We start from the raw sequence: 22,315 nt of genomic DNA on the forward strand, positions 1-22,315 counted from the left end.
CTTTCCTGCGACGGCAACTGATAATCAATCGGCCTGAAGAAGGGGGGGCGGAGAGAGAGTTTCCCCGGACGGGCTGATTTCTGATAACAGGCCTTGAAATTATTTGATGTAGCACGGATTATTCGTGGCGATGATCAATCAGGAAAGATCGCTATGAAAACCTCCGTATTTGTTTCTGCCCTTATGTTCAGCAGCCTGGCGTCTGCTGAAATCCTCTCGGTTCACTGTCCTGTGGGCTGCCCGGAAAGCCCCGCCGGCAATGATATGCTGTTCAGCCATTTGTATGCCTTATCGAATAATCCCGATACCAAGTTTGCTGACTGGGTTGCCTATGAAGTGGATGTGGTGAACTTTGGTACCTCACCGGGCCGGGACTGGGCCACTGATCCTTTGCTGGATGAAAACGAAACCCTTGAAGCGAAAGACTATACCGGTGCCCGCAGCAGTGATCTGGAAGCAGACCGGGGACATCAGGCCCCACTGGCCTCGTTCGCCGGTTCCCGCTACTGGCCGGAACTGAATTATCTGAGCAATATTACTCCGCAGGATAAACACCTCAATCAGGGGCCGTGGAAGGCGCTGGAAGATGCGGTGCGCGCCGGCGTCAGCTATGGCAAATCTTTATATGTAATGACCGGCCCGCTGTATGATCAGGCCATGCCGGCCCTGCCGAAAGCGGATGAGCCGCATCAGGTGCCGTCCGGCTATTTCAAGCTGGTGTACAACCTCAAAGGGGAGTCTGCAGGTTTTATTATGCAGCAGAGTGCAGGCCGCAAGGATGACTTCTGTTCCAGCGCGGTCAGCTTCGCAAAAATACAGTCAGAAACCCCATTTGAACTGCCGACCCTTAAGGATTCATCAGCTATCAGTAAACGGCTGGGATGCTGAATGAATGGCTGATATCCGATGCGAAGGGCAATTTAAACAGGTAAAGATACAATTCGGTTGTGTCACGCTTTGTTATTTTTTATGCAAGGCCACCGTTTCCTCGTACTGAGGTATTGGTGCTGTATATTGTTCTTTTTTAATTAACGATTAATGACTTAAAGCGGGCTGTTTTCAGAGTATGGAAGCTTACGTAAACATATCACTGCTACTTTTAACAAAGATACTTTATCTGAGGAATCTTTCATGACGACCCGCCGTATCGGTTCACTGACTGTTTCACCTATTGGCTACGGCTGCATGAGTCTGTCCCATGCTTATGGTACGCCACCGTCCCGTGAGTATGCAGAGCAAATGCTGAACCGGGCTTTAGATGCGGGCTATACCTTTCTGGATACCGCTGCCCTGTATGGTTTTGGTGCCAACGAAACGCTGATCGGGGAGGTGCTTAAGGGGCGTCGGCAGGAGTTTGTGCTGGCCAGTAAGTGCGGTATGTTCCGGAATGAGGAAGGGGTAAGGGAGATCAACGGCCGGCCAGAGGCCATCCGTAAGGTCTGTGAAGCCAGCCTGACGCGTTTACAGACCGATGTGATCGACCTGTATTACCTGCATCGCTGGGACCGTAATGTACCCATTGAAGAAAGTGTTGGCGCACTGGGGGAGCTGGTGCAGGAAGGCAAGATCCGTGAGGTAGGTTTGTCGGAAGTGTCTGCAGAAACCCTGCGTAAAGCCCATAAGGAATATCCGATTGCAGCGGTGCAGAGCGAATATTCCCTGTGGAGCCGCAATGTCGAGATTGCCGTGCTGGATGCCTGTAAAGAACTGGGGACTACGCTGGTGGCGTTCAGTCCGCTGGCGCGTAAGTTTCTCACCAATACCCTCCGGGACCTGAAACAGTTGGAAGAGAATGATTTTCGCAGCAATATGCCGCGCTTCAGCCCGGTCAGTTATGCCTGCAATTTACAGTTGCTGGATGACTACTTGCCTCTGGCTGAAGAGGCCGGCTGTACGCCGGGCCAGCTGGCACTGGCCTGGCTACTGAAGAAGGCTGAGCACATCGTGCCAATACCTGGCACGGCGGTGCTGGCACATCTGGAAGATAATATTGCGGCGGCAGAGATCAGTATCAGCGATGATCTGTTTACCCGGGTGGATGCGGTTATAAATCAGCAGACAGTGGTTGGGGAGCGTTATCCTGAGAAGGCGCAGTCTGAAGTGGATACTGAGCGATTCTGAGCATTGCCGTTGTTGCTTACAGGTTTGCCTGAATCTCCCGTGGCGAGTCGCCGAAGAAACGCTTAAATTCCCGGCTGAACTGTGACGGGCTGGAGTAGCCTACGCTGTATGAGGCTTCGCTGGCCTGAGTGCCGCTCAGCAACAGGGAATGGGCCCGGTGCAGGCGCAGGCTTTTAACAAACTGCATCGGGGACATGGACGTGATCTGTTTGAACTGTTCATGCAGGGTTGAGCTGCTCATGCCGGCAAACCGGGCGATGGTGTCGATGTCCAGCGGCAGATGAAAGTTCTTTTCAATGTAATGCACCACGGGAGCAATGCGGTTGGCACCGGCATTGTTCAGTACACAGTTGCGCAGTACCTCGCCGTGTGGGCCTTTTAATACTTCATAGTAAATTTCCCGGATCAGTCCCGGGGCCAGCACCTTGCGGTCCATTTCATCAGGCAGGCACTCCAGTAACCGGATAAAACTGCTCTGCAGTTTGTCGGTGGCCGGGCTGGAGAGAATAATATCGTCCGACGGCGGCTGTTCCGGCTGTTGTTCCTGCTGTTCCATTTCGATCAGTAACTGGCTGATCACATAGCTGTCTATGCGCAGGCTCAGGCCCATGTAAGGTTTGTCTTCTGCAGCACGGACCACTTCACCTTCCACCGGCATGGTCACTGAGTTGATCAGATAGTTATCCGGGTCGTATGCGCATTCCCGGGTGCCGAAATGTACTCGCTTTTTACCCTGGGCAATGACACAGATACTGGGGTTATAGACCACCGGCTGACGGGGCATGACTTTGGCGGAGCGGTACAGAACCAGGCCGGGTAAGCCAGTCTGGCAAATACCGTCTTGCTGATGAAAACGGCCAATACTGGCGGCTAATTCTGAATCAAACTGCACGTTACTTCTCCCGGCTTATCAGGTTATCTTGCCGAGGATTATGCCATTTCGCCGGGGATATTAACCAGTACCGGAGAGGGTTCCCGGAGTTTTGTGCAAGTAGTACGGAGGATCACACTAACAGCTGATTGCTGATTCCGCGCATATTAAAAAAACACTAACGCAGCGGGCAATACCCTACGCCAATGAAACGGTATTGCTGAATCAGGAGATGTTCATGTCTGTTACTCTTCGTGTTAACGGTGTCGACCAGCAGGTTGATGCCAGCCCGGATACCCCTTTGCTCTGGGTAATTCGCGATCATCTTAATCTTACCGGTACCAAATTCGGCTGCGGGCTTGCCCAGTGCGGTGCCTGTACCGTGCATATGGAAGGCCAGCCGATCCGTTCCTGTGTGACGCCGGTATCCGGTGTGGCCGGTAAAGACATTACCACCATTGAAGGTCTGGCAACGCCGGCCGCACAGGCGGTACAGACCGCCTGGAATGAACTGGAAGTGCCGCAGTGCGGGTATTGTCAGTCTGGTCAGGTGATGGCCGCGACGGCATTACTGGAAAGCAACAAGCATCCGACTGATGCCGATATCGACGCCACTATGTCCGGCAATGTATGCCGCTGTGCCACCTATGCACGTATCCGCCACGCCATTAAAGATGCCGCCGAGAACCTGGAGTAACCGATTATGTTTAACAGACATGCCCTCGCAATGGTTGGCCACAAAGCCTCAGCCGTTACAACCAGCCGCCGTGGTTTTCTGAAGCTGGCGGGTGCCGGTGCCGGTTTATCGCTGGCCATGAAATTGCCGGCAGCGGAGCAGATTTCCGACGCTCAGCAAGCGGGTGAAACCTTTGCCCCGAATGCCTTTTTACGGATTACCCCGGATAACCGGATAACCCTTGTGATGAAACATCTGGAAATGGGGCAGGGCACCTATACCGGGTTGACAACGCTGGTAGCTGAAGAGCTGGATGCAGACTGGGATCTGATTGATCTGGAAGCCGCACCTGCAGATGCTGCCCGCTATAAAAACCTCCACTGGGGTGCGCAGGGTACCGGCGGCAGCTCAGCCATGGCCAATTCATTTTTGCAGATGCGCGAAGCCGGCGCGACGGCACGACAAATGCTCATCAATGCTGCCGCTGAACAGTGGGCGGTGCCAGCGGGTGAGCTGACAACAGCAAACAGTACCGTCATACATACTGCCAGCCAGAGGTCCGCCACTTACGGAGAACTGGCGGATCAGGCTGCAAGCCTGAGCGTGCCGGCGGCAGAGCAGGTGAGGCTTAAATCACCTTCGCAGTTCCGGCTGATTGGCAGAAAGGTCAGCCGCAAAGACCGGGGCAAGAACAACGGCACGGCCATTTTCACCCAGGATATCCAGCTGAATGGCATGCTCACCGCAGTGGTCGCCCATCCGCCCCGTTTCGGCGCGGTGGTCATGAATTTTGATGCTGCTGCCGCCCGTCAGGTGAAGGGGGTAGTGGACGTTGTGGCGATTCCGTCCGGTGTGGCGGTGCTGGCGAAAGACTTCTGGTCCGCCAAAACCGGCCGGGATAAATTACAGATTACCTGGGATGAGCGGGATGCGATCAGCAAAGGCTCAGAAGAATTACTGGCAGAATACCGGCAGTTATCAGCCTCGCCAGGGCTGGTAGCCCGTCAGGAAGGCGATGCGGCAACAAGATTACAGGGCGCTGAAGATCCGTTAGCGCTGGAATTCGAGTTTCCTTATCTGGCCCATGCGGCAATGGAGCCGATGAACTGTGTGGCGAAAGTGACTGCAGATGGCTGTGAAATCTGGAACGGTGATCAGGTACAAACCATGGATCAGGGGGCGATTGCTGCCACACTGGGACTGAAGCCGGAGCAGGTGAAGATCAATACGTTGCTGGCCGGTGGAAGTTTTGGCCGCCGGGCGAACCCATTGTCTGATTATGTGTTGGAATCAGTGCAGATTGCCAAAAGCCAGTCAGGCGTTCCGGTCAAGCTGGTCTGGACCCGTGAAGATGATATGCGTGCCGGTTACTACCGCCCGCTGTATCTGCACAGCCTGAAGGGCAGTGTGAATGAACAGGGGTATCCCCAGGCCTGGCAGCAGCGGATTGTCGGTCAGTCGATCATCAAAGGCACTGCCTTTGAAGCCTTTCTGGTGAAAGACGGCATTGACGGGACATCGGTTGAAGGGGCAGCGGACCTGCCTTATCAGGTCCCGGATCTGCAGGTAGAACTGCACACCACGGAAAATCAGGTGCCGGTCCAGTGGTGGCGTGCGGTGGGCCATACCCATACGGCGTTTTCAACGGAAGTCTTTCTGGATCAGCTGGCCCGTAAAGGGGGGAAAGACCCTTATGAGTTACGTAAAGAATTGCTGGCCGGCCATCCCCGCCATCTGGGGGTGTTGAAGCTTGCAGCGGAGAAAGCCGGCTGGGGCCGTAAACTGCCCGCCAACCGTGGCATGGGGATCGCCGTACATGAGTCATTTAACTCCTATGTGGCCGAGGTGGCGGAAGTATCCGTCGCTGAAGACGGCAGCTTCAGGGTTGAGAAAATTACCTGTGCGGTGGACTGCGGGCTGGCAATCAACCCGGACATCATCGAAGCGCAGATGCAGGGGGGCATTGGCTATGGTCTGTCCGCTGCACTGATGAGTGAAATCACGCTGGAAGACGGACAGGTTAAACAGTCTAACTTCCATGATTACCAGGTGTTACGCATGGATCAGATGCCGGAAATTGAGGTGCACATTGTGCCTTCGGCAGAGCCGCCAACCGGCGTGGGTGAGCCGGGAACACCGCCGGTGGCCCCGGCCGTTGCCAACGCCCTGAGTGCAGTGACCGGTGAGGTGTATACCCGGTTACCCTTACCCCGCAATCTGAAGGCATAAAATTACCTGGGAAGGGCAACGCCGGCAGCGTCGGCTGCCGGTGGTTACCCTGTGGAGGAGTCCGTATATGGCGAATCAGTTATCCGGCCTGCTGGAGCAATGGTATCCCCGCCGGGATGAACTGGAATGGGTGCTGGGGGCAATTTATCAGACCCACGGCCCCTGTTACCGCAAGGCCGGTGCAATGATGCTGTTTAACAGCCTCGGGCAGCAGTTTGGGATGCTCAGCGGCGGCTGTCTGGAATCCGATATTCAGACCCATGCCCGCCGGGTGATGCAAACCGGGCAGGCGGTAACATTGTGTTATGACGGCAGCGATGAAGATGATCTGGCCTTTCAGCTGGGTATCGGCTGTGGCGGTACCGTACATATCGTTCTGCAGGCGGTAACGGCAGACAATCACTATCTGCATCTGGATGCCGTGCGGCAAAGCCTGCAGCAACGGCAGGTGTCGGGTTTGCAGCTGCAAATCCCTCAAACTTCCCTCGGCCAAGTGAGCGGAGGGTTAAGCCGCTTCATAGCTGAACATGAAACGCCCGTTGAAAAGACGGCGCTGATAGCAGAGAACAGTCAGCAATGGCTGCATATTCAGATTAAGCCGGAACCCCATTTGCTGGTGGTGGGTGGCGGCGTGGATGCCCGCCCGGTGGTGGCAATGGCGAAACAGCTGGGCTGGGCCGTCAGCCTGTGGGATCCGCGTCCGGCCAACGGTCGCCGGGAGTTTTTCCCGGAGGCGGATACGATTCTCAGCGGTCCGGTGACGGAGCTGTCGGGCTTTGTAGCTGAAAAGCGGGTCAGTGCCGCCATCCTCATGTCGCACAGTGTTCGTCTGGATGCCGCCGCCCTGAAGCATCTGCAGGCTGCTGAACTGAGATATCTGGCGCTGTTAGGCCCGCTGAACCGCAAGGCAGATGTATTGCTGGAAGCAGGGCTTAGCGAAGTACAGCTGACCACACCGGTTTCAGGCCCGGCAGGGCTGGACATTGGCGGTGAACTGCCGGAAAGCATTGCCCTGTCGATGCTGGCTGAATGTCATCAGGTGTTACATCAGGCAAAAGCCGTTGCCGCAAATGTCCGGCTGAACAGTTATGCGGCCTGATACGCAGGCATCACCGGAAGCATTAGGCATCCTGATTCTGGCAGCGGGTAACAGCAGCCGTTTTGGCAGCTGTAAATTGCTTGCAGACTGCAAAGGTCAGCCTCTGATCAATTATGCCTTGCGTACGGCGCTGGCATTTCCCCGGGCACAGATTCAGGTGGTGACCGGAGCCTGGCATGGGGACGTGGCAGCGGCGATGACCCGCGGCACCGTGCCCCGGCTGCCGTTGCTGTTTAACCGGCACTGGTCGTCAGGCATGGGCAGTTCGGTGGCACTGGGTGTGTCAGCCATGGCCGGGACATGCAGCGAAATATTGGTTCTGCTGGCGGATCAGCCGCTGATTACCCCGGAAGACTGCCGGCAGCTGTTGTCAGCCGATGCCCGGGCGGATATCTGTTGTGCAGAATATGGCGGGAGCCGGGGTGTGCCGGCGTTATTCCGTGCCGGGACGTTCGCCTCACTGATGCAACTGAACGGCCAGCAGGGGGCCAAAGCCCTGCTAAGTAATCCCGCATTCAGCGTTATCGGGGTTGAGTTGCCCCGGGCGGCTAAGGATGTTGATTATCCCCGGGATCTGCACGGTCTGTTCCCGGCATGAAAGCACGTAATTATCCCGGATTGGGTAATTTCCCCTTCTGAAGCCCCCCGTTTTCCCTCAAATCCCGATATGCTGAAAGTATTGTAATACGAGCGTTTTGACAGGCTTGGGTCTTTTGCGCCTGTCTGGCATCTAAGGAGATGATTGCCATGGAAAAACGGATGTTACTGGTGGATGACGACCCGGCCGTGGTTGCGTCATTACGCCGGGTACTGCGCCAGCAGGACTTTCAGTTACAAACGGCCAGTTGCGGCAGTGAAGCACTGCAGATACTGACGGAAAATCCCGCGCAGGTGGTCATGAGTGATTTTCGCATGCCGCAGATGAACGGCATTGAATTTCTCACTGAAGTAAAACAGCGCTGGCCCGGTGCGGCCCGGCTGATGCTCAGCGGTCAGTCTGATTACGAAAGCACTGAAGAAGCGCTGGCGACAGGGGTGGTGGATTTTTATCTGACCAAGCCCTGGGATAACGAAGAATTGCTGGCGGTTATCGGTCAGGCCTTTCAGGGCCGGGACGGTAAACCCGATGTCAGTGCCGGTGGGGATGAAAAGCCTGAAGAGAGAGTCTCACGGGCGGCTGTCATCGCGGTGGATGCAGAAAGCGCGGTGGAAAAGCACAGCCCGGCACCGGAACTGCCTGCCGTATTTGCCCCTGAAGTACTGGCTAAGCTGGGGCAGGATGTCGGTGCCGATACACTGCCGTCGCTGATTGATATTTTCCTTAAGGATGCCACTGGCCGCTTGCAAAGCCTTGACGTCAGTGCGGCTGCGGACGCCGGTAATGTGAAACATCAGTTACATACGCTGGGCAGCAGTTCTGCACTGTACGGGCTGATGAAAGTCTCTGCGTTGGCCCGAAGGCTGGAAGGGCTGTGTGACACTGATATGGAAAAGGTGATGGCTAATCTGCCGGCGTTTGTGAAATTAAGCCGGGAATGCCTGCAGCAACTGGAAGAATATATGGCTGAAGCGGAACCCCGCTGACGGCGATAACTCCCCCTGCTATGTCAGGGGGTAAGCTTGCAGGGTTACGGCGATGTTGCGCCGGCCGGTGCAGTTATAACGGCAGGGCCTCTTCTCTGGCGTAGCGCTCGGTAATCCGGTCAGCTGAGACCGGTCTGGAGTGCAGGTATCCCTGAATAAAGTCACACTGCAATTCCTGAAGAATGGCTTGCTGACCTTCGGTTTCAACCCCTTCGGCGACCACTTTGTATCCCAGTTCTTTAGAAAACTCGATGATCAGCTTAACAAAGGCAGCATGGGTATCATCACTGGTCAGATCATGAATAAAGCTGCGGTCTATTTTGATTTTGTCGACCGATAGCCGTTTCAGATAGGCCAGTGAACTGTAGCCGGTGCCGAAATCGTCAATGCTGATATTGATCCCGATCCCTCTGAGGCGTTTAAGAACGCCGGTGCTCATGCCGGTATTTTTCATGGCAGAGGTTTCGGTGATCTCAATTTCCATCATATCCGGGGTAGCACCGGTTGAGCTGAGTACGCTCTGAATGCGCTCAACCAGTTCAGGGTTACTGAATTCCCGGGCAGATAAGTTAATCGCCACCGGTAAGGTGAAGCCGAGTTCTTCCTGCCAGCTCAGTGCCTGGGCGCAGGCCTGTTTAATCACCCAGTCACCCAGGTCGAGAATCAGGTTACTTTCTTCAGCCAGCGCAATGAATGTATCGGGTGTCAGCAGGCCTTTTTCCGGATGCTGCCAGCGGATCAGCGCTTCAACTGAGACGATCTGCCCGGTGTGTGCGTCCACAATCGGCTGATACAGCAGGAACAGCTGGTTTTCATGGATTGCCTGTACCAGATCCTGTTGCAGTTCCCGTGAATCATTCAGTTTTCTGCCTTCTTCTGCATCATAAAAATGATAGTGGCCCCGGCCTTCAGACTTCGCCTCATACATGGCCATATCCGCCCGTTTAAGCGCCTGCTGCACAGAATTTGCGTCATCGGGCAGCATGCAGATGCCAATGCTGGTGCCGACAGAAATCTGGATGTTGTTGATCAGGAAAGGGGTGCTGAAGGTTTCAAGGATTACCTGGGCGGTTTGCTCAACGTCTTCTTTGCCGGCGACATCATGCAACAGGATTGTAAATTCATCCCCGCCGATACGTGACACAGTGTCTGTCGGTTTGACCGACGCAGTTAGCCGGCGGCTGATATGCTGTAAAAGCGTATCGCCAATGGCATGCCCCAGGGTATCGTTAACCTGTTTGAACTGGTCCAGATCCAGATACATAAAGGCTGTCTGTATGTTGCCGGTACTGATTCGCTGCAGCGACTGTTCGATTCTGTCATACAGCAGGGTGCGGTTAGGCAGCGAGGTGAGCTGGTCGTAATACGCCAGTTGTTTAAGCTGTGACTCTGCGGTTTTAAGGGGGGAAATGTCCGAAAAAATACCGATGTAATTCAGCACCTCTCCCTGGTCATTGTGCATGGCAGAGACGGAAAGCCATTTAGGAAAGCTCTCACCGTCATAGCGTATGCCGTTGATTTCGCCCTGCCAGCTGCCATGCAGTTCAATAGCTTGCCACATCGCTTTTAATGTCGCCGGTTTATGCTCGCTGAGATCTCCGAATTTAGCTTTTGCGCCAATGACCAGCTCTGGCCGGGTGTTCATGATTTTGCAGTAGGCGGGATTGACCTCAAGAATCGACAGGTTCGTATCGGTAATCAGTATGGCTTCATTGGCGGAGCCGAACACCTGACCGGACAGCCTGAGTTTCTGTTCAGCCGCTGCTCGCTGCTGTATTTCGTCCTGAAGTTTAGCGGTCCGTTCCTCGACGGATTTTTCCAGTGTTTGCTGGTGGGTCTGAAGGGCTTTTCCGGTGGTCTGTAACTCACCGACCATCTTGTTAAACAGATGGGTAAGGTCATCCACCTCTTTAATTAAAATCCGGGACTGATGTTTCACCGGAGAAATACCGGAGATTTTGTCTGTGGCGATGCTGGCGGCGGTCTGGCTGATCCGTTCAATCGGATGGGCCAGATGTCTGGCGGCGATCCAACTTAAAAAGGTCGATACTGTTAAGCCCATCAGGGAAATGATGATGACCGCCAGATGGACATCTCCGGCGTTGTCGGTCAGTTCAGCGATGGGTTGAGGTACCATAATGCCCCAGCCTTCGCCGGGAACTGCGGTATGGCCGGCGATCATTTCAGCCTGCATCGGCGGTGAATAAAAGGTACTGACGCCGGTGGTGCCTGCCATCATCTTTTTCACGACAGACAGGGCAGAAGCGTCTTTAGAGGTATGTTCCCATTCTTCATTCGGGTGGGCGACCACCTTACCGGTGGCATCGACAATCATCGAATGGCCACGTTCGCCGAAGGCAATGGAACGCTGGCTTTCTTTCAGATAGGTGGTTTCTAACACGCCTACGGCGATGGCGTTATTGCTCAGTGCCTTGCTGATCAGAAATGTCGGGCGGCCGTGAATACGGGTCAGGTCGGAAAGCTGGGTATTACCGGAGGTATTGCGCAGGACACCTGCCTGAGAAGGGCTTAGCTGAAAGTCGCAGGGGGTGTTACTGAATCGGTTAGTGGCGGTTTTGTCAGGGTAAAAAATACAGGAGGCTGTAATGCCATATCTGCTCAGCAGTGCCTTGCCGTATATATGATATTCAGGGGCCAGCTGAACGGAATTCACAAAACTGAAGGCTGATTTTGTATCGGTAATGTAGCGCTGAAATTCGCGGCTGAGGTTTTTTGCGATGATTAAGTGTTTTTCTTTGACTGCTTTATATTCATTGTCCAGCGAGTGCTGCTGTACCCAGAGTCCGAGCAGCAGAATCGGAATCAGGGAAATCAGTACCAGACAGCAGAAAATGATCGTTTGCAGACGAAACCGGGTGCCTGTAAATGCAGAAAAAGACATTAGCTATGAATCCTGTCATATGCAAAGCAGGTCCTGGGTTCGCAAAGTAAACAGACGGTTGCGGTGGGACCTGAATTATTTTTTTTATACTTATTATTGGTATTCGGCTTGGCGGGTATTCTGCGATTAATCCTGTGAACGCCGGTACTTCCTTTACCCGGGGTTTACACCGACTGAACAACCCGGACTGCCAAACCGGTCAGGTCAGTAAGTTAACTGGAATTACAGGCAATCGTAAATACTTGAAAACAGTGATAAATATGACTGGTTGGTCAGTTTAGTGGATGTGATTTCCAAGCGTACAGCTTAAACCCTGATGCTTACTGATGCAGAGGGGAACAGCGGTTGGCGCGGCTAACTGAATCTGATTATTTATTCGACTACTCATTATGGGGATGTTGTCTGCTAAAAGACTGATTGCTGCACAGAATGTACTGCCGCTATATTTTTACAGCCTGCAGAGGGTGCAGGCTGTCAGTGGTTACAGCCGTTGCTGACAGAACGACTTATTCCTTCCAGCTGTTCCTTTTCCGGTAAATTGTGGCGGCGCTGATTTCCAGATAATGGGCGGCTTTCGGGATGTTGCCCTGACACAGGTCGATGGCCCGTTCGATGGCTTCGCGCTCGAGTTCGGCAATGGGGCGGATAAGTTGTGCCAGATCGTCACCGTTGCCCGGCGCAGGCTGTGGCGGCGGGCTGAAGCTGGCTGGCTGAGTGTAACCGCCGGTGACCGGTTGCGGGGGCATGGTTGAGTTTATCGGTGGTACCGGTGGTATCGGCGCCTGAGCAGACATACGGGGTTGGGCGGTGCTGATGCCGGTCATGCCGTCCAGCGGAGCTGGCAGCATGGCGGTGGTTACCCTGTCGCCGCTGTGCAGTACGACAATATTACGGATGACATTCTGCAACTGACGGACGTTGCCCGGCCAGTCATAGTTGCTGAGGATGTATTCACAGTCCGGTTCGAAACCGGCGAAGGCTTTCTGTTCCTCGGTCGCATACTGGCTGAGGAAGTGGTTGGCAATTTCAATAACATCGTTGTCCCGTTCCCGCAGGGGCGGCAGATGGACCGGTAATACGTGCAGACGATAGAAGAGGTCTTCCCGGAAGTTGCCTGCCTGCACTTCGGCCAGCGGGTCCTTGTTGGTGGCGCACACGATGCGTACATCGACCTGTTCGGTTTTGTCACTGCCGACTTTCTGCAGGGTGCCGGTTTGCAGGAACCGCAGCAGTTTGGATTGCAGTGACATGTCCATTTCACAGATTTCGTCGAGAAACAGGGTGCCGCCCTGGGCCGCTTTGGCCGCACCGTCCCGTTCACCCACCGCGCCGGTGAAGGCACCTTTCACGTGGCCGAAGATTTCACTTTCGATCAGGTCTTTGGGAATCGCACCGCAGTTCAGGGCAATGAAAGGGGCTTTGCGGCGGCCACTGTGCTGGTGGATCGCCTCGGCACATACTTCTTTACCGGTACCGCTTTCACCGGTGATGAAAATTGTTGCCTTGGAGTCGGCGGCGCTGTCGATGATCTGGTATACCCGCTGCATCGCCAGAGAGGAACCGATAAACCCGCAGAACTGATGGCGGTCGATTTCGTTGTGATAGGTCTCAACGATGCGTTTCAGGTTCTGGCTTTCGAAGGTGTTTTTCAGGGTGGTGAGTAAGCGTTCCTGATCGAAAGGTTTAACCAGATAGTCCCGGGCCCCCAGCTGCATCGCTTCAATGGCGGTATTCATGGAACAGTCGCCGGTGGTGATGATGACTTCGGCGGGCTGTTCTTCGCTGCTGAGTTTCTTAAGAATTTCCAGCCCGTTCATGTCCGGCAGGCTCAGGTCCAGCAGGATACCGTCATAGCTTTTCTGGCTCAGGGCCTGCAGGGCAGCGCTGCCGTCGGCCACGCAGTGAAGGTCGTATTCCTGATCCCGCAGATAGCTCTGGCATACCGCTGTCATGGTCGGGTCATCTTCAACAAGTAATAGTGTTGGGGTCACGTTTGGCACAGCAATTCCTCTGCAGAAAGTAAGCCGGTTTCCGGTGTTACCGATAGCGCAGACGCTCAGTCTGGCAGGTACAGAAACCGCTTAGATTGTGATCCTTGTAGCACGTAGAGTAAGCTAGAGATATAAGCGGATCAACCAGTTATGGATGTCTGGCTGACCGGAATGAGTAGTTATCACTGATGACGCAGGGGCAACTTTCCTGGCTAAAAGGAGGCGATATGCAGGTACTGGCCGAGTGGGAATTTCAACCGGATCTGAAGGCCGCGCGGGAGTTGCGCAATAAGCTGGCGGCATTGCTGGAAAGCTTGCCGCCGGAGCAGACCGTTGCCAATGTTCAGGGCTTTTTGCTGGCCTGCAGTGAACTGGTGGTGAATCTGACCCGGTATCCGCAGCCGCGACCGGCGGCGGCCACGCTGCGTTTCTGTCAGGATGAATTCTATGATCAGCTGGAGTTACTGGACGATGGCGGCAGTTTTATCAATTTTAGCCAGCAGTTACAGGATACTTCGCCTTTGCAGGCCGCCGAAAATGGCATGGGGCTGAAACTGCTGGCGGCCAGTTTTGATGATCTCTGTTATGTACCGGCCTGTTACCGGGATGATGCCCGTAATCTGATGCTGGTAAAGCAACAGCGCTGCCTGCCCCGGCCAACCTTGTTGGTGGTGGATGATGATCCCGTCTACCGGGCGGTGGTCAGGGCCTATTTGCAGCCGGACTACCGGGTGCTTGAAGCGGCAGATGTGACGGCAGGGTATGAGCAGGTATTACAGCACCGTCCGGAGCTGGTAATCTGTGATATCAGTATGCCGGAGGCCGACGGTCCGGTACTGTTCGACCGCATGAGGCACATTCCGGAGGTTTCCGGTACGGCGTTTATTTATCTTTCCGGCTGTCAGGATGAAGACGTAATCAGCCGGGCGCTGCAGCGGCCGATTGATGATTTTCTGGCAAAGCCGGTGGCCCGGGATAAGCTGCTGATCAGTGTGCAGCGGACGCTGCTGCGGCGACGGCACCTGACCGAACAGTTGCAGGCGGAGCTGGATCAGAAAATTACTCTTGGGCTGCAGCCTTCCTTACCCCGCGAAATAGATGATTATCAGGTGGCTCTGCGCAGCCGGGTGCCGGAAGCCGGCGGCGGCGATATGGTGCTGTTGCGGGATCAGTTAGTGATCTTTGCGGACCTGATGGGGCACGGCATTACCGCGAAGGGATATGTATATGCGCTGGCCGGTTATTTACGGGGGCTGTGCGCGGCGGCCGGTACTGGCGCGCAGGCCCGGCCGTCACCCGCACAATTGCTGACGCTGGTCAGCCAGGGCTTCAGTGATGACCCGGTACTGGCAGAAACCCTGGCAACCCTGATGGCGGTGCAGCTGAATCCTGCGGGGGAATTACTAATCGCCAATGCCGGCCAGCCCCGGCCGGTATTATGCGGGCCGGATGCCGGCAATGACGCCGCCGTGCGCCAACTGGATATTGATGGCCCACTGCCCGGATTAAGCCTGCAGCAGGGGGCTGAAGCGGTGTACCGGGAATACTGTTTACAGCTCGGTGCCGGGGAACGGTTACTGATCTTTTCCGACGGCGTGCTGGACGCCGCTGAATCGCCTTCTCAAGCCTTTGTCAGCCGGGTGCAGGCCAGTATGTCGATGCCGCTGGCACAGGCGGCGGATTACCTGATGCAGCAACTGCCTGCCGACCCTCAGGGGGACGATATTACCCTGATTCTGCTGGGATGCCGCTAAGTGCTGAAGTTTAAGTTTACAGCGGCTGATTGATCAGGTCTGAGGCTTCTACTTTTTTACGCAGGTAGCCAGCCAGCCGTGGCAGCCATCTGTCGAGGCGTTTTATTTCCCGCAGCATTTCTTCCCGCAGGCCCGGTGAATAGCGGTCATTCATGACGGCACCGCAGAGGGGAATATTGGCCTGTTTCAGTACCTGCCGGGCTTCGTCTATCTGGCTTTCAGTGGTGACATGGGTGACCACATTGAGCATGCAGGTTTCGCAGACCGATGCGATGGTTACCCCGCAAATGGCTCCGTCACTGGAGTGTAGCAGGGGTGGGGTATCGCAGATGATGATGTCGAAACTGTCCAGCGCCTGGCCAAAGAAGCTGCACAGCACTTCGGTATTCCGGAACTCAATGTTATCCGGATGGGTCTGGTCGTGGAGCGGCGCTGTCAGCACCATCAGCCCCGGGCAGCCGGTTTTCTGTAGGGCGTCCTGCCAGCTGTCATCACAGGGGAGCCAGTTACTCTGGCGAGTACCGGTACGCTGATGCAGGCTGGGGGATTCATTATTAAACTCAATCAGCAGTACCCGTTTTTCCGCCTGGGCCATCCGCTGAGCCAGTGCCAGACTAAGCAGTGAGTTGCCACTCTGGGGGCTGGGGCTGGCGATCGCCAGCAGACAGGTACGGTTGCGGATCAGCTGGTTATAAATGGCATCCACTGACGGTGACGTATGTAACTGATGCATGGTCTGACTCCTTATACACTGATGCGTCCTGTGGCTCGCTGCGAGGGTTACAGCCCCAGCAGCTTGGCAAATGAAATCACGGTGACAGATTCCTGCAGGGTACTGACAAAGCGGTGCCAGTTGCTTTGTTCCCGGCTGGGAACATACAGGGTGTCACCGGCCTGCAGTACCGGCAGCTTGCTGTAATCACCGGTTTTCGCGAACGCGACCAGATCGAACAGTCTGGAATGGGCTTCGCCGTCGATCCGGTTGACCACCAGAATGCGGTCCTGCAGGGCGTTGTTTTGCGGGCCACCGGCTTCAGCCAGCAGATCCAGAATGGTCATGTTGCTGTCGAAGCTGTAACGGCCGGGGCGCTGCACGGCACCCAGTACCCGGACAACGGTTTCCTTCGGCTTTTCTAACCAGGCACGGTCACGTTCAGGGATGAAGATGACATCCTCGGTGCTCACCATTGGCAGCATGGTTTCGTCACCGGTGTGGAAGTAGTTGTGCAGGTTCAGATGGGTAACTTCATCGCTGCCGCTGCCCCGGTGAGTAATGCGCACGTTAGACAGATCAGCCCGGGCGGTTGGCCCCTGGGCCGCAGACAGAATGTCCAGAAAATTCAGCTCGTCGTTGAAGGCGTAGCGGCCCGGTGCACCGACCTGTCCGAAGATGTAGATAGAACGCTCGCTGGACTGACGCACCCACTGCGAGCGGTTGTCATTAGGGTCTTTTGGCAGTTCCGGTACCACCACAGTATCGCCGGCATGAATCCGTGGAATCTGACGGATGTCACCGCCTTTATCCAGGAAACGTTTCAGGTCAAATGCAATGGACTCGGTCATATGACGCTTGCCTTTTTTGTGGCTGGCGGTCAGTACCTGCAGGTGGGCGGTATCGGCGCCGGCCAGCGGACCACCGGCGTGGGCGATCAGATCCATCAGGGTCATTTCCGGTGCCCACTCATAGCGGCCCGGACGGTTCACCGCACCGATAATACGGATGGCACGGTTGGGATGAATGTCCAGCCAGCTCTTCTCGTTCATGTCAGATTTTTCCGGTACCAGAATGGCATCACCGGGGTTAATGCTTGGGATCTGGCCGCGTTTCTGACCGTCGATGTAACCCTGCAGGTCGAAGGGTTCCACTGCGCCGTCGGCCCGCAGAATACGGATCTGACGGGTTTCAGCAAAGCGGGTCGGGCCACCGGCAGTGGCCAGCAGGTCATAAAAGCTGCTTTCTTCTTTCATTTCCATGGCACCGGGTTTGAACACCTCACCCATGACGTAAACCGTACGGGCGCCGCCCTGCACCTGATCAGATGCTTGCGGAATGAAGATGGTGTCGCCCGCAAGGATCTCCGGCAAGAGCTCCTGATTACCGGTATCCAGATATTCGCGCATGTTAAACGGGAAAGGCTGGCCGTTATGAATCACCCGGATCTGCTCTATGCCGGCGTAGCGGGTTACGCCGCCGGCGCGCATGATCATATCCATCACTGAAGGGGTGCCTTTGAAAGCGAAGGTGCCCGGACGGTGCACTTCACCGAATACCTTGATGGCGGTATCACCTTCGCCGGCGTCACCGGAAGCGGTCAGAGTACGGGCGTCGAACTCTACCTGGACGTTACCAATCAGGGGAGACGCGGGAACAAAAATAGTATCCATCGGCTGCAGTTTTGGCAGTACCGACAGGTTACCGCTGTCCAGATAATGCTTGTAATCGAACTCGATCAGCTTACCGTTACGGCGGATCTGCAGCTTATCCAGCTGGGCACCCTGTGCCAGACCGCCGGCATGGTTAATCGCCATCTGCACGTTTGAGCGCAGGGGCAGATCAACCGGTCCCGGGGTTTTTACATAGCCCAGCACGATGACGCTCAGGCGGCGTTCCATCAGCACCAGATCAAGGTTGTCCAGATCCCGGTAGATAACCGCCAACGTGGCCCGGATCAGTTCCCGGGCTTCGCTGATGCTCTGACCGTTGAGGTTCAGCGGGCCGGTTTCAGGCAGGTTAATGCTGCCCTGATGATCCAGCTGAAACGGCTTATCGAAGCTGCTTTCACCGGGAAATTTGATCTGTAGCAGATCCCCCGGACGCAGTTCGGGGGTCCCGGCTTGGAGGCTCAGGGCGGTGAGCAGGCTGGTCATCGCCAGCAGCAAAATCATTAAGCGTTTCATAGGATAATCTCCTGATCAATGGAGCGTACGGCGGTGCCGTTGTCCCTGGTGGGTATATCTTTTTGTGCAGCGGCAGGGGCTTCACTGCCGACCGGTTGCATGTCAGTAAAGACGTCTTTGTCGGCCTGCTTAAGCAGATACTCGGCACTGTCCATCGCCTCATTGGCCTGCGGATAAAAACCGGCAACATGCAGGCGCAGGCTGCGGGTCAGTAACAGGTTGATATGCTGGTAAAAGTGCGGATACGTGACCGTCAGTCCTTGCTTGTGATGCACCCGCTTAAGGGCCTGGCAACGGCCGAGACGAAACATAAAGCGCTGTTTTTCCAGGCTTGTTTCGGTATGAGGCCAGCTGTCTGTCTGGGGGTGAACCCCCGGCGTCAGATAGTTTTCCGGCTGGGTAAAACGTTCAGCAACACCGCCCTGACCCGGTTCCACCATGTAGAAGCAACCGCTGCTCAGCAGCAGGCTGCTGCCGAGTAACAGGGTGGGGAATGAAGTAAAGGTTAGTGGTGGCATAGTCTGACTCCTCAGCGTTGAAAACGTGCGGCTTACGCCTGATCCTGTTGTTCAAACAGGCTGATGCATTTATCGATGCGCAGATAACGCATCAGCTCAAGGGGCTGACCGTGTACGCCGGTAATCGACAGATTCAGGTCCTGACTGCGCAGGCGCTTGAACAGGAAGACGATGGCACCTATACCGGAAGAGTCGATAAAGGTAACGTCCTGCATGTCGATGATGACGTCCTGCTGCTGTTCACTCAGGCTGTCGAATTCGCTGCGCAGTTCTTCAACGGCCAGGGCGTCGAAGTCTCCGCTGAGGTTGATGCAAAGCATCGGATTTGAAGTGGCTGGAGTTGTCATGGCGCTTTCTCCTTACAGGTTGAGTCGCTTACCTTAGTAAGAGCAAAGGCCGTGCCAGAAGGTTAAGTTGCTGATTTATAATAAAAACAGAGGATGTCAGCAGGGCGGGTTCGCGTATCAGAAGGGGGATTCGCATTTTGCGAGTCAGTATTAGAGACGAAACCGTGAAGCGCTGATTTTGCTATCAGAGAGCGGACGGTGCAGAGGATGCCCGGCGGGTGCCGGGCTCATTTCCGATGATTACTGGCCCCGGCCACAGACCATCACTGCCACGGTTTGCACCATGATGCGCAGGTCAGTACTCAGCCAGGTAATGAAGCTGCTCAGGCTCAGGGCATAGGCGTGGTCGTAGCCCACTTTTGAGCGGACATCTTCAATGTCCCGGTCATAGCCCTGATTGACCTGCGCCAGACCGGTAATACCCGGTTTCAGGCCAAAGGTACGTTCCGCAAAGAAGGGAATCGCTGTTTCCAGTTTCTGATAAAAACCGGGACGTTCCGGGCGCGGACCGATCAGGGACATATCGCCCCGTAATACATTGAACAGCTGTGGCAGTTCATCCAGACGGGTTTTGCGCAGAAAACGGCCCAGCGCGGTTACCCGCGGATCACCTTTGGTTGCCCATACTGCGCCACTGGCGGCTTCAGCATCTACCCGCATGGTGCGGAATTTATACATCCAGAACAGATGGGTGAAACTGGCTTCAGCATGGCCGATGCGCAGCTGACGGAAGATCACCGGACCGGGGGAGTCCAGTTTGATGGCCAGCGCAATGACCGGCAGCAGGAAAGCGCAGGCCAGCAGGCCGGTGGCGGCAACTGCAATGTCCATGGCCCGCTTGGCAAGCAGAACGGTTTTAGGCACATAACTGTTCAGCGCTGAATAACTGGCCTGATGAGTACGGACAGTTGCTGGGGTAGCGCTACGTGAAGTTGTATTGATTGTCATATTCATGATGTTTCTCCCCGGGCGGTTATGTTGCCCGTTAAATTCATTTCGGGTGGCTGCCGTTAATGGCAGTCTTTACCGGGTATCTTTGCTGACAGACTTCCAGCAACCGCGCTCCAGGCCGACGCAATAGCGGAACATGCCGGTGAAGCTGGCGCGATAGCCGTTTGCCAGATAAAACAGGGTTTCAATCTTGCCCGGCAGCATGCCTGCCGGCAGTTGTTTGCTCAGGGCTGCACAGGCAAATCCCAGTGGTTGCAGAATGCTCAGGGCCAGCAGCATCTGTGACTCAGTGGCCAGCAGGCAGCACAGTAACCACTGCACCGCCAGAATGGCCGGCATCAGTGCCCGCAACGCTTTACCTGAGACAAAGGTAAAGGCGGTGCCTTTGTAGCGTGGCAGTGTCAGTCGGGCCAGACGTAACAGTTGTTGCAGGTTACCGGCGGCGATGCGTACCCGGCGTTTTTCATCCATTTGCAGGCTGGCTTCTTCCAGTTCAAGGGCAACAATGTCCAGCAGGTAAACCCCTTTGTAACCGGCCATCACCATCTGCATGGGCAGAATAAAATCATCATTGATAGTGTCGGCGGGTAACGGTCTGAATAGTGTGCGGCGGAAAAAATAGAGTGCACCGTGTACGCCAACCGGGCTGCCCAGATTCGCTTCGTTACACTTGATTCGGGTTTGGTACTGCCAGTAGTCAGCTTCACCCTGGCTGCCGGGATTCAGCAGTTTATAGGTGGCAGCCACAAAACCGGTTTCATTGTCCTGAAAGGCATGGCTGGCTTGCAGCAGGGCATCAATGGAGATCAGTGCTGAGGCATCACTCAGGGCAACAATGTCGCAATCAAGCTGGCTGATAATGTCGTTAAGGACGGCGACTTTGCCGCGATTTTCACGGAAGTCCTGAATATGTACCGGTAACTGGCGACATTCGGGTTCCCGGGCCGTCCGGCGGGCAATGTCGGCAGTCGCGTCAGTGCAACCGTCACAGGCAATGATCAGCTGCAGTTTGTCTGCCGGGTAATCCAGGCTGGCGACGTTGCGGATTTTATCCGCGATCACCGCTGCTTCGTTGTAGGCAGGAATCACCAGGCTGATGGTTGGCTGCCAGTCTGGTCTGGCCGGTGCCGTGTCGTCCCGGCGGGTATGCCTGCCACCCAGCCGGCCAAGCAGCCACGGATACAGCAGGTGGTGATAGATGATCAGCCCCCAGCAAACTGCCAGTAAGGTGAACAACAGGGTGAGTAACAGGGTATTCATGACGCACCTCCTAACTGCAGCAGTGAGAAGTAAGCCCGGGCAGTGTTCTCCAGGTTGGCGTTGGCAAGAACGAATTTGCGCGGGGTAAACTGGCTGCTGCGGTGCTGACAGCTGAGAATGCCGCTTTCCAGCGCAGCTGCATCGCCGGGAGGTACCAGTACACCGCTGTTTTTACAGACGATGCTGCTGCAGCCACCCACGTCGGTGATCACCACAGGTACTCCGCTGGCCTGTGCTTCCAGAGGTGACAGGGGCAGGCCTTCGTTCAGTGAGGGCAGACAGAAGATATCAATGGCCTGATAAAAACTGGTCATGTCGTCCAGCGCACCGAGAAAATAGACCCGGTTGCTGATGCCCAGCCGTTCTGCGCTGGCCTGCAGTTCTTCCCGCAGGGAGCCGTCGCCGGCCAGCGCCAGAATAAAGCGCGGATGCAGCCGGCTGAAGGCTTCCAGCAGAAACTGATGACCCTTCACGGTTTCCAGCCGGGCGGCACAGCCGATCAGGGTGCCATACTGGGGCAGGTTAAATTTTGCCTTCTTCAGACACTGTTCATCCGGGTGCACCGGGGTGAATTTACGGGTATCAATGCCGTTCAGAATGACCTGTGGCTGGCTGCGGGGAAAATAGCGGGTCAAAACGCTGGCAACCGCTTCGCAGTCGGCCACCAGTGTCGGTTTAAGCAGGCCGATCAGCATCCGCTGTAAGCGACGGTTAGCCCGGGCATTCAGGTGCCAGGCATCATGTTCGGTATGTACGTGCACTTTCAGCCCGGCCAGTTTGGCGGCCATACCGCCATAGAGTAACGGGCCGATATGATGGGTGTGAATGGCGGTGGCCTGCAGCTGCTTCAGCAGACCGGACAGGGCAATGACCGCATCCGGACGCAGCCCCGCCGGTTTATTCAGAAAGTGCAGCTTCTGGCTGTAAGGTTTCAGACGTGGCCAGGCAGCCAGGGCCTGTTCCGCAGTACCCTCAAGGCTGACAATGTGGGTTTCGCAGTGTGTATCCAGCGTACTGATATGGCTTAACAGGTCCAGCGCCATGGTTTCGATGCCGCCGGGACGCAGGTGTTGTACCAGTTGAATGATGACCTGACGCATTGTCCTATCCTCCT

Annotated in this window: 18 protein-coding genes; 8 read left to right on the forward strand and 10 right to left on the reverse strand. The window is 55.5% G+C overall.

All coding sequences use genetic code 11. The features are described from left to right. Positions 1-153 precede the first annotated feature (153 nt). Positions 154-888, forward strand: a complete 735-nt coding sequence (locus tag PCI15_RS09940) for a DNA/RNA non-specific endonuclease (RefSeq protein WP_271274175.1) — start codon at positions 154-156, stop codon at positions 886-888. Between the two features lie 243 nt (positions 889-1,131). Further along, entirely contained in the window at positions 1,132-2,121 is a 990-nt protein-coding gene (locus tag PCI15_RS09945; RefSeq protein WP_271274176.1) for an aldo/keto reductase, read from the forward strand. A 16-nt stretch (positions 2,122-2,137) separates the two neighbouring features. On the opposite strand, the gene PCI15_RS09950 is transcribed toward PCI15_RS09945, so the two are convergent. Further along, the gene (locus tag PCI15_RS09950) at positions 2,138-3,013 is read right to left on the reverse strand and encodes an AraC family transcriptional regulator (RefSeq protein ID WP_271274177.1); all 876 of its coding nucleotides are present in this window, start codon (positions 3,011-3,013) and stop codon (positions 2,138-2,140) included. A gap of 217 nt (positions 3,014-3,230) precedes the next feature. On the opposite strand from PCI15_RS09950, the gene PCI15_RS09955 reads away from it, so the two are divergent. From PCI15_RS09955 to PCI15_RS09975, 5 genes are all read left to right on the forward strand, one after another. Next, positions 3,231-3,689: a (2Fe-2S)-binding protein gene (locus PCI15_RS09955; protein ID WP_271274178.1), complete on the forward strand. Its 459-nt coding sequence runs from the start codon at positions 3,231-3,233 to the stop codon at positions 3,687-3,689. Between the two features lie 6 nt (positions 3,690-3,695). Continuing rightward, positions 3,696-5,897, forward strand: a complete 2,202-nt coding sequence (locus PCI15_RS09960; protein WP_271274179.1) for a xanthine dehydrogenase family protein molybdopterin-binding subunit — start codon at positions 3,696-3,698, stop codon at positions 5,895-5,897. Between the two features lie 67 nt (positions 5,898-5,964). After that, on the forward strand, positions 5,965-6,996 hold the full coding sequence (locus PCI15_RS09965; RefSeq protein ID WP_271274180.1) for an XdhC family protein: 1,032 nt from the start codon (positions 5,965-5,967) through the stop codon (positions 6,994-6,996). Then, the gene (locus PCI15_RS09970; protein ID WP_271274181.1) at positions 6,986-7,594 is read left to right on the forward strand and encodes a nucleotidyltransferase family protein; all 609 of its coding nucleotides are present in this window, start codon (positions 6,986-6,988) and stop codon (positions 7,592-7,594) included. The genes PCI15_RS09965 and PCI15_RS09970 overlap by 11 nt, the downstream gene beginning before the upstream one ends. A gap of 149 nt (positions 7,595-7,743) precedes the next feature. Further along, a complete protein-coding gene (locus PCI15_RS09975) occupies positions 7,744-8,580 on the forward strand; it encodes a response regulator (RefSeq protein ID WP_271274182.1) in 837 nt (278 codons plus the stop codon). A 73-nt stretch (positions 8,581-8,653) separates the two neighbouring features. Here the strand turns inward: PCI15_RS09975 and PCI15_RS09980 are convergent, their stop codons facing one another. Together PCI15_RS09980 and PCI15_RS09985 are read right to left on the reverse strand one after the other, a co-directional pair. After that, positions 8,654-11,482 carry an EAL domain-containing protein gene (locus PCI15_RS09980; protein ID WP_271274183.1) on the reverse strand — a complete coding sequence of 943 codons (2,829 nt, stop codon included), beginning with the start codon at positions 11,480-11,482 and terminating at the stop codon, positions 8,654-8,656. 506 nt (positions 11,483-11,988) lie between these two features. Further along, positions 11,989-13,482, reverse strand: coding sequence for a sigma-54-dependent transcriptional regulator (locus tag PCI15_RS09985; RefSeq protein ID WP_271274184.1), 1,494 nt, complete (start codon positions 13,480-13,482; stop codon positions 11,989-11,991). Positions 13,483-13,700: 218 nt separating this feature from the next. Here PCI15_RS09985 and PCI15_RS09990 point away from each other — a divergent pair, with 218 nt between their 5' ends. Continuing rightward, a complete protein-coding gene (locus PCI15_RS09990; RefSeq protein WP_271274185.1) occupies positions 13,701-15,227 on the forward strand; it encodes a fused response regulator/phosphatase in 1,527 nt (508 codons plus the stop codon). 16 nt (positions 15,228-15,243) lie between these two features. Here the strand turns inward: PCI15_RS09990 and PCI15_RS09995 are convergent, their stop codons facing one another. The 7 genes from PCI15_RS09995 to PCI15_RS10025 all read right to left on the reverse strand — a co-directional run bounded on the left by PCI15_RS09995 (position 15,244) and on the right by PCI15_RS10025 (position 22,301). Continuing rightward, positions 15,244-15,960, reverse strand: a complete 717-nt coding sequence (locus tag PCI15_RS09995; protein WP_271274186.1) for a CpsD/CapB family tyrosine-protein kinase — start codon at positions 15,958-15,960, stop codon at positions 15,244-15,246. 47 nt (positions 15,961-16,007) lie between these two features. After that, a complete protein-coding gene (locus PCI15_RS10000) occupies positions 16,008-18,125 on the reverse strand; it encodes an SLBB domain-containing protein (protein WP_271274187.1) in 2,118 nt (705 codons plus the stop codon). After that, the gene (locus PCI15_RS10005) at positions 18,122-18,643 is read right to left on the reverse strand and encodes a hypothetical protein (protein ID WP_271274188.1); all 522 of its coding nucleotides are present in this window, start codon (positions 18,641-18,643) and stop codon (positions 18,122-18,124) included. The genes PCI15_RS10000 and PCI15_RS10005 overlap by 4 nt, the downstream gene beginning before the upstream one ends. A 32-nt stretch (positions 18,644-18,675) precedes the next feature. After that, the gene (locus tag PCI15_RS10010) at positions 18,676-18,990 is read right to left on the reverse strand and encodes an STAS domain-containing protein (protein WP_271274189.1); all 315 of its coding nucleotides are present in this window, start codon (positions 18,988-18,990) and stop codon (positions 18,676-18,678) included. A 240-nt stretch (positions 18,991-19,230) separates the two neighbouring features. Further along, positions 19,231-19,944: a sugar transferase gene (locus PCI15_RS10015; protein ID WP_271274190.1), complete on the reverse strand. Its 714-nt coding sequence runs from the start codon at positions 19,942-19,944 to the stop codon at positions 19,231-19,233. A gap of 69 nt (positions 19,945-20,013) precedes the next feature. Continuing rightward, the gene (locus tag PCI15_RS10020) at positions 20,014-21,201 is read right to left on the reverse strand and encodes a glycosyltransferase family 2 protein (protein ID WP_271274191.1); all 1,188 of its coding nucleotides are present in this window, start codon (positions 21,199-21,201) and stop codon (positions 20,014-20,016) included. Beyond that, the gene (locus PCI15_RS10025) at positions 21,198-22,301 is read right to left on the reverse strand and encodes a glycosyltransferase (protein ID WP_271274192.1); all 1,104 of its coding nucleotides are present in this window, start codon (positions 22,299-22,301) and stop codon (positions 21,198-21,200) included. Before PCI15_RS10025 ends, PCI15_RS10020 begins: the two co-directional genes overlap by 4 nt. Positions 22,302-22,315: the final 14 nt, after the last annotated feature.

This window comes from Aliamphritea hakodatensis (assembly GCF_024347195.1).
GTDB lineage: Bacteria > Pseudomonadota > Gammaproteobacteria > Pseudomonadales > Balneatricaceae > Amphritea > Amphritea hakodatensis.

Excerpts from the sequence above, each read along its gene's own strand:
- PCI15_RS09940 (WP_271274175.1), top strand. The coding sequence starts at position 154 with ATGAAAACCTCCGTATTTGTTTCTGCCCTTATGTTCAGCAGCCTGGCG.
- PCI15_RS09945 (WP_271274176.1), top strand. The coding sequence starts at position 1,132 with ATGACGACCCGCCGTATCGGTTCACTGACTGTTTCACCTATTGGCTAC.
- PCI15_RS09955 (WP_271274178.1), top strand. The coding sequence starts at position 3,231 with ATGTCTGTTACTCTTCGTGTTAACGGTGTCGACCAGCAGGTTGATGCC.
- PCI15_RS09960 (WP_271274179.1), top strand. The coding sequence starts at position 3,696 with ATGTTTAACAGACATGCCCTCGCAATGGTTGGCCACAAAGCCTCAGCC.
- PCI15_RS09965 (WP_271274180.1), top strand. The coding sequence starts at position 5,965 with ATGGCGAATCAGTTATCCGGCCTGCTGGAGCAATGGTATCCCCGCCGG.
- PCI15_RS09970 (WP_271274181.1), top strand. The coding sequence starts at position 6,986 with ATGCGGCCTGATACGCAGGCATCACCGGAAGCATTAGGCATCCTGATT.
- PCI15_RS09975 (WP_271274182.1), top strand. The coding sequence starts at position 7,744 with ATGGAAAAACGGATGTTACTGGTGGATGACGACCCGGCCGTGGTTGCG.
- PCI15_RS09980 (WP_271274183.1), bottom strand. The coding sequence starts at position 11,482 with ATGTCTTTTTCTGCATTTACAGGCACCCGGTTTCGTCTGCAAACGATC.
- PCI15_RS09990 (WP_271274185.1), top strand. The coding sequence starts at position 13,701 with ATGCAGGTACTGGCCGAGTGGGAATTTCAACCGGATCTGAAGGCCGCG.
- PCI15_RS09995 (WP_271274186.1), bottom strand. The coding sequence starts at position 15,960 with ATGCATCAGTTACATACGTCACCGTCAGTGGATGCCATTTATAACCAG.
- PCI15_RS10000 (WP_271274187.1), bottom strand. The coding sequence starts at position 18,125 with ATGAAACGCTTAATGATTTTGCTGCTGGCGATGACCAGCCTGCTCACC.
- PCI15_RS10005 (WP_271274188.1), bottom strand. The coding sequence starts at position 18,643 with ATGCCACCACTAACCTTTACTTCATTCCCCACCCTGTTACTCGGCAGC.
- PCI15_RS10010 (WP_271274189.1), bottom strand. The coding sequence starts at position 18,990 with ATGACAACTCCAGCCACTTCAAATCCGATGCTTTGCATCAACCTCAGC.
- PCI15_RS10015 (WP_271274190.1), bottom strand. The coding sequence starts at position 19,944 with ATGAATATGACAATCAATACAACTTCACGTAGCGCTACCCCAGCAACT.
- PCI15_RS10020 (WP_271274191.1), bottom strand. The coding sequence starts at position 21,201 with ATGAATACCCTGTTACTCACCCTGTTGTTCACCTTACTGGCAGTTTGC.
- PCI15_RS10025 (WP_271274192.1), bottom strand. The coding sequence starts at position 22,301 with ATGCGTCAGGTCATCATTCAACTGGTACAACACCTGCGTCCCGGCGGC.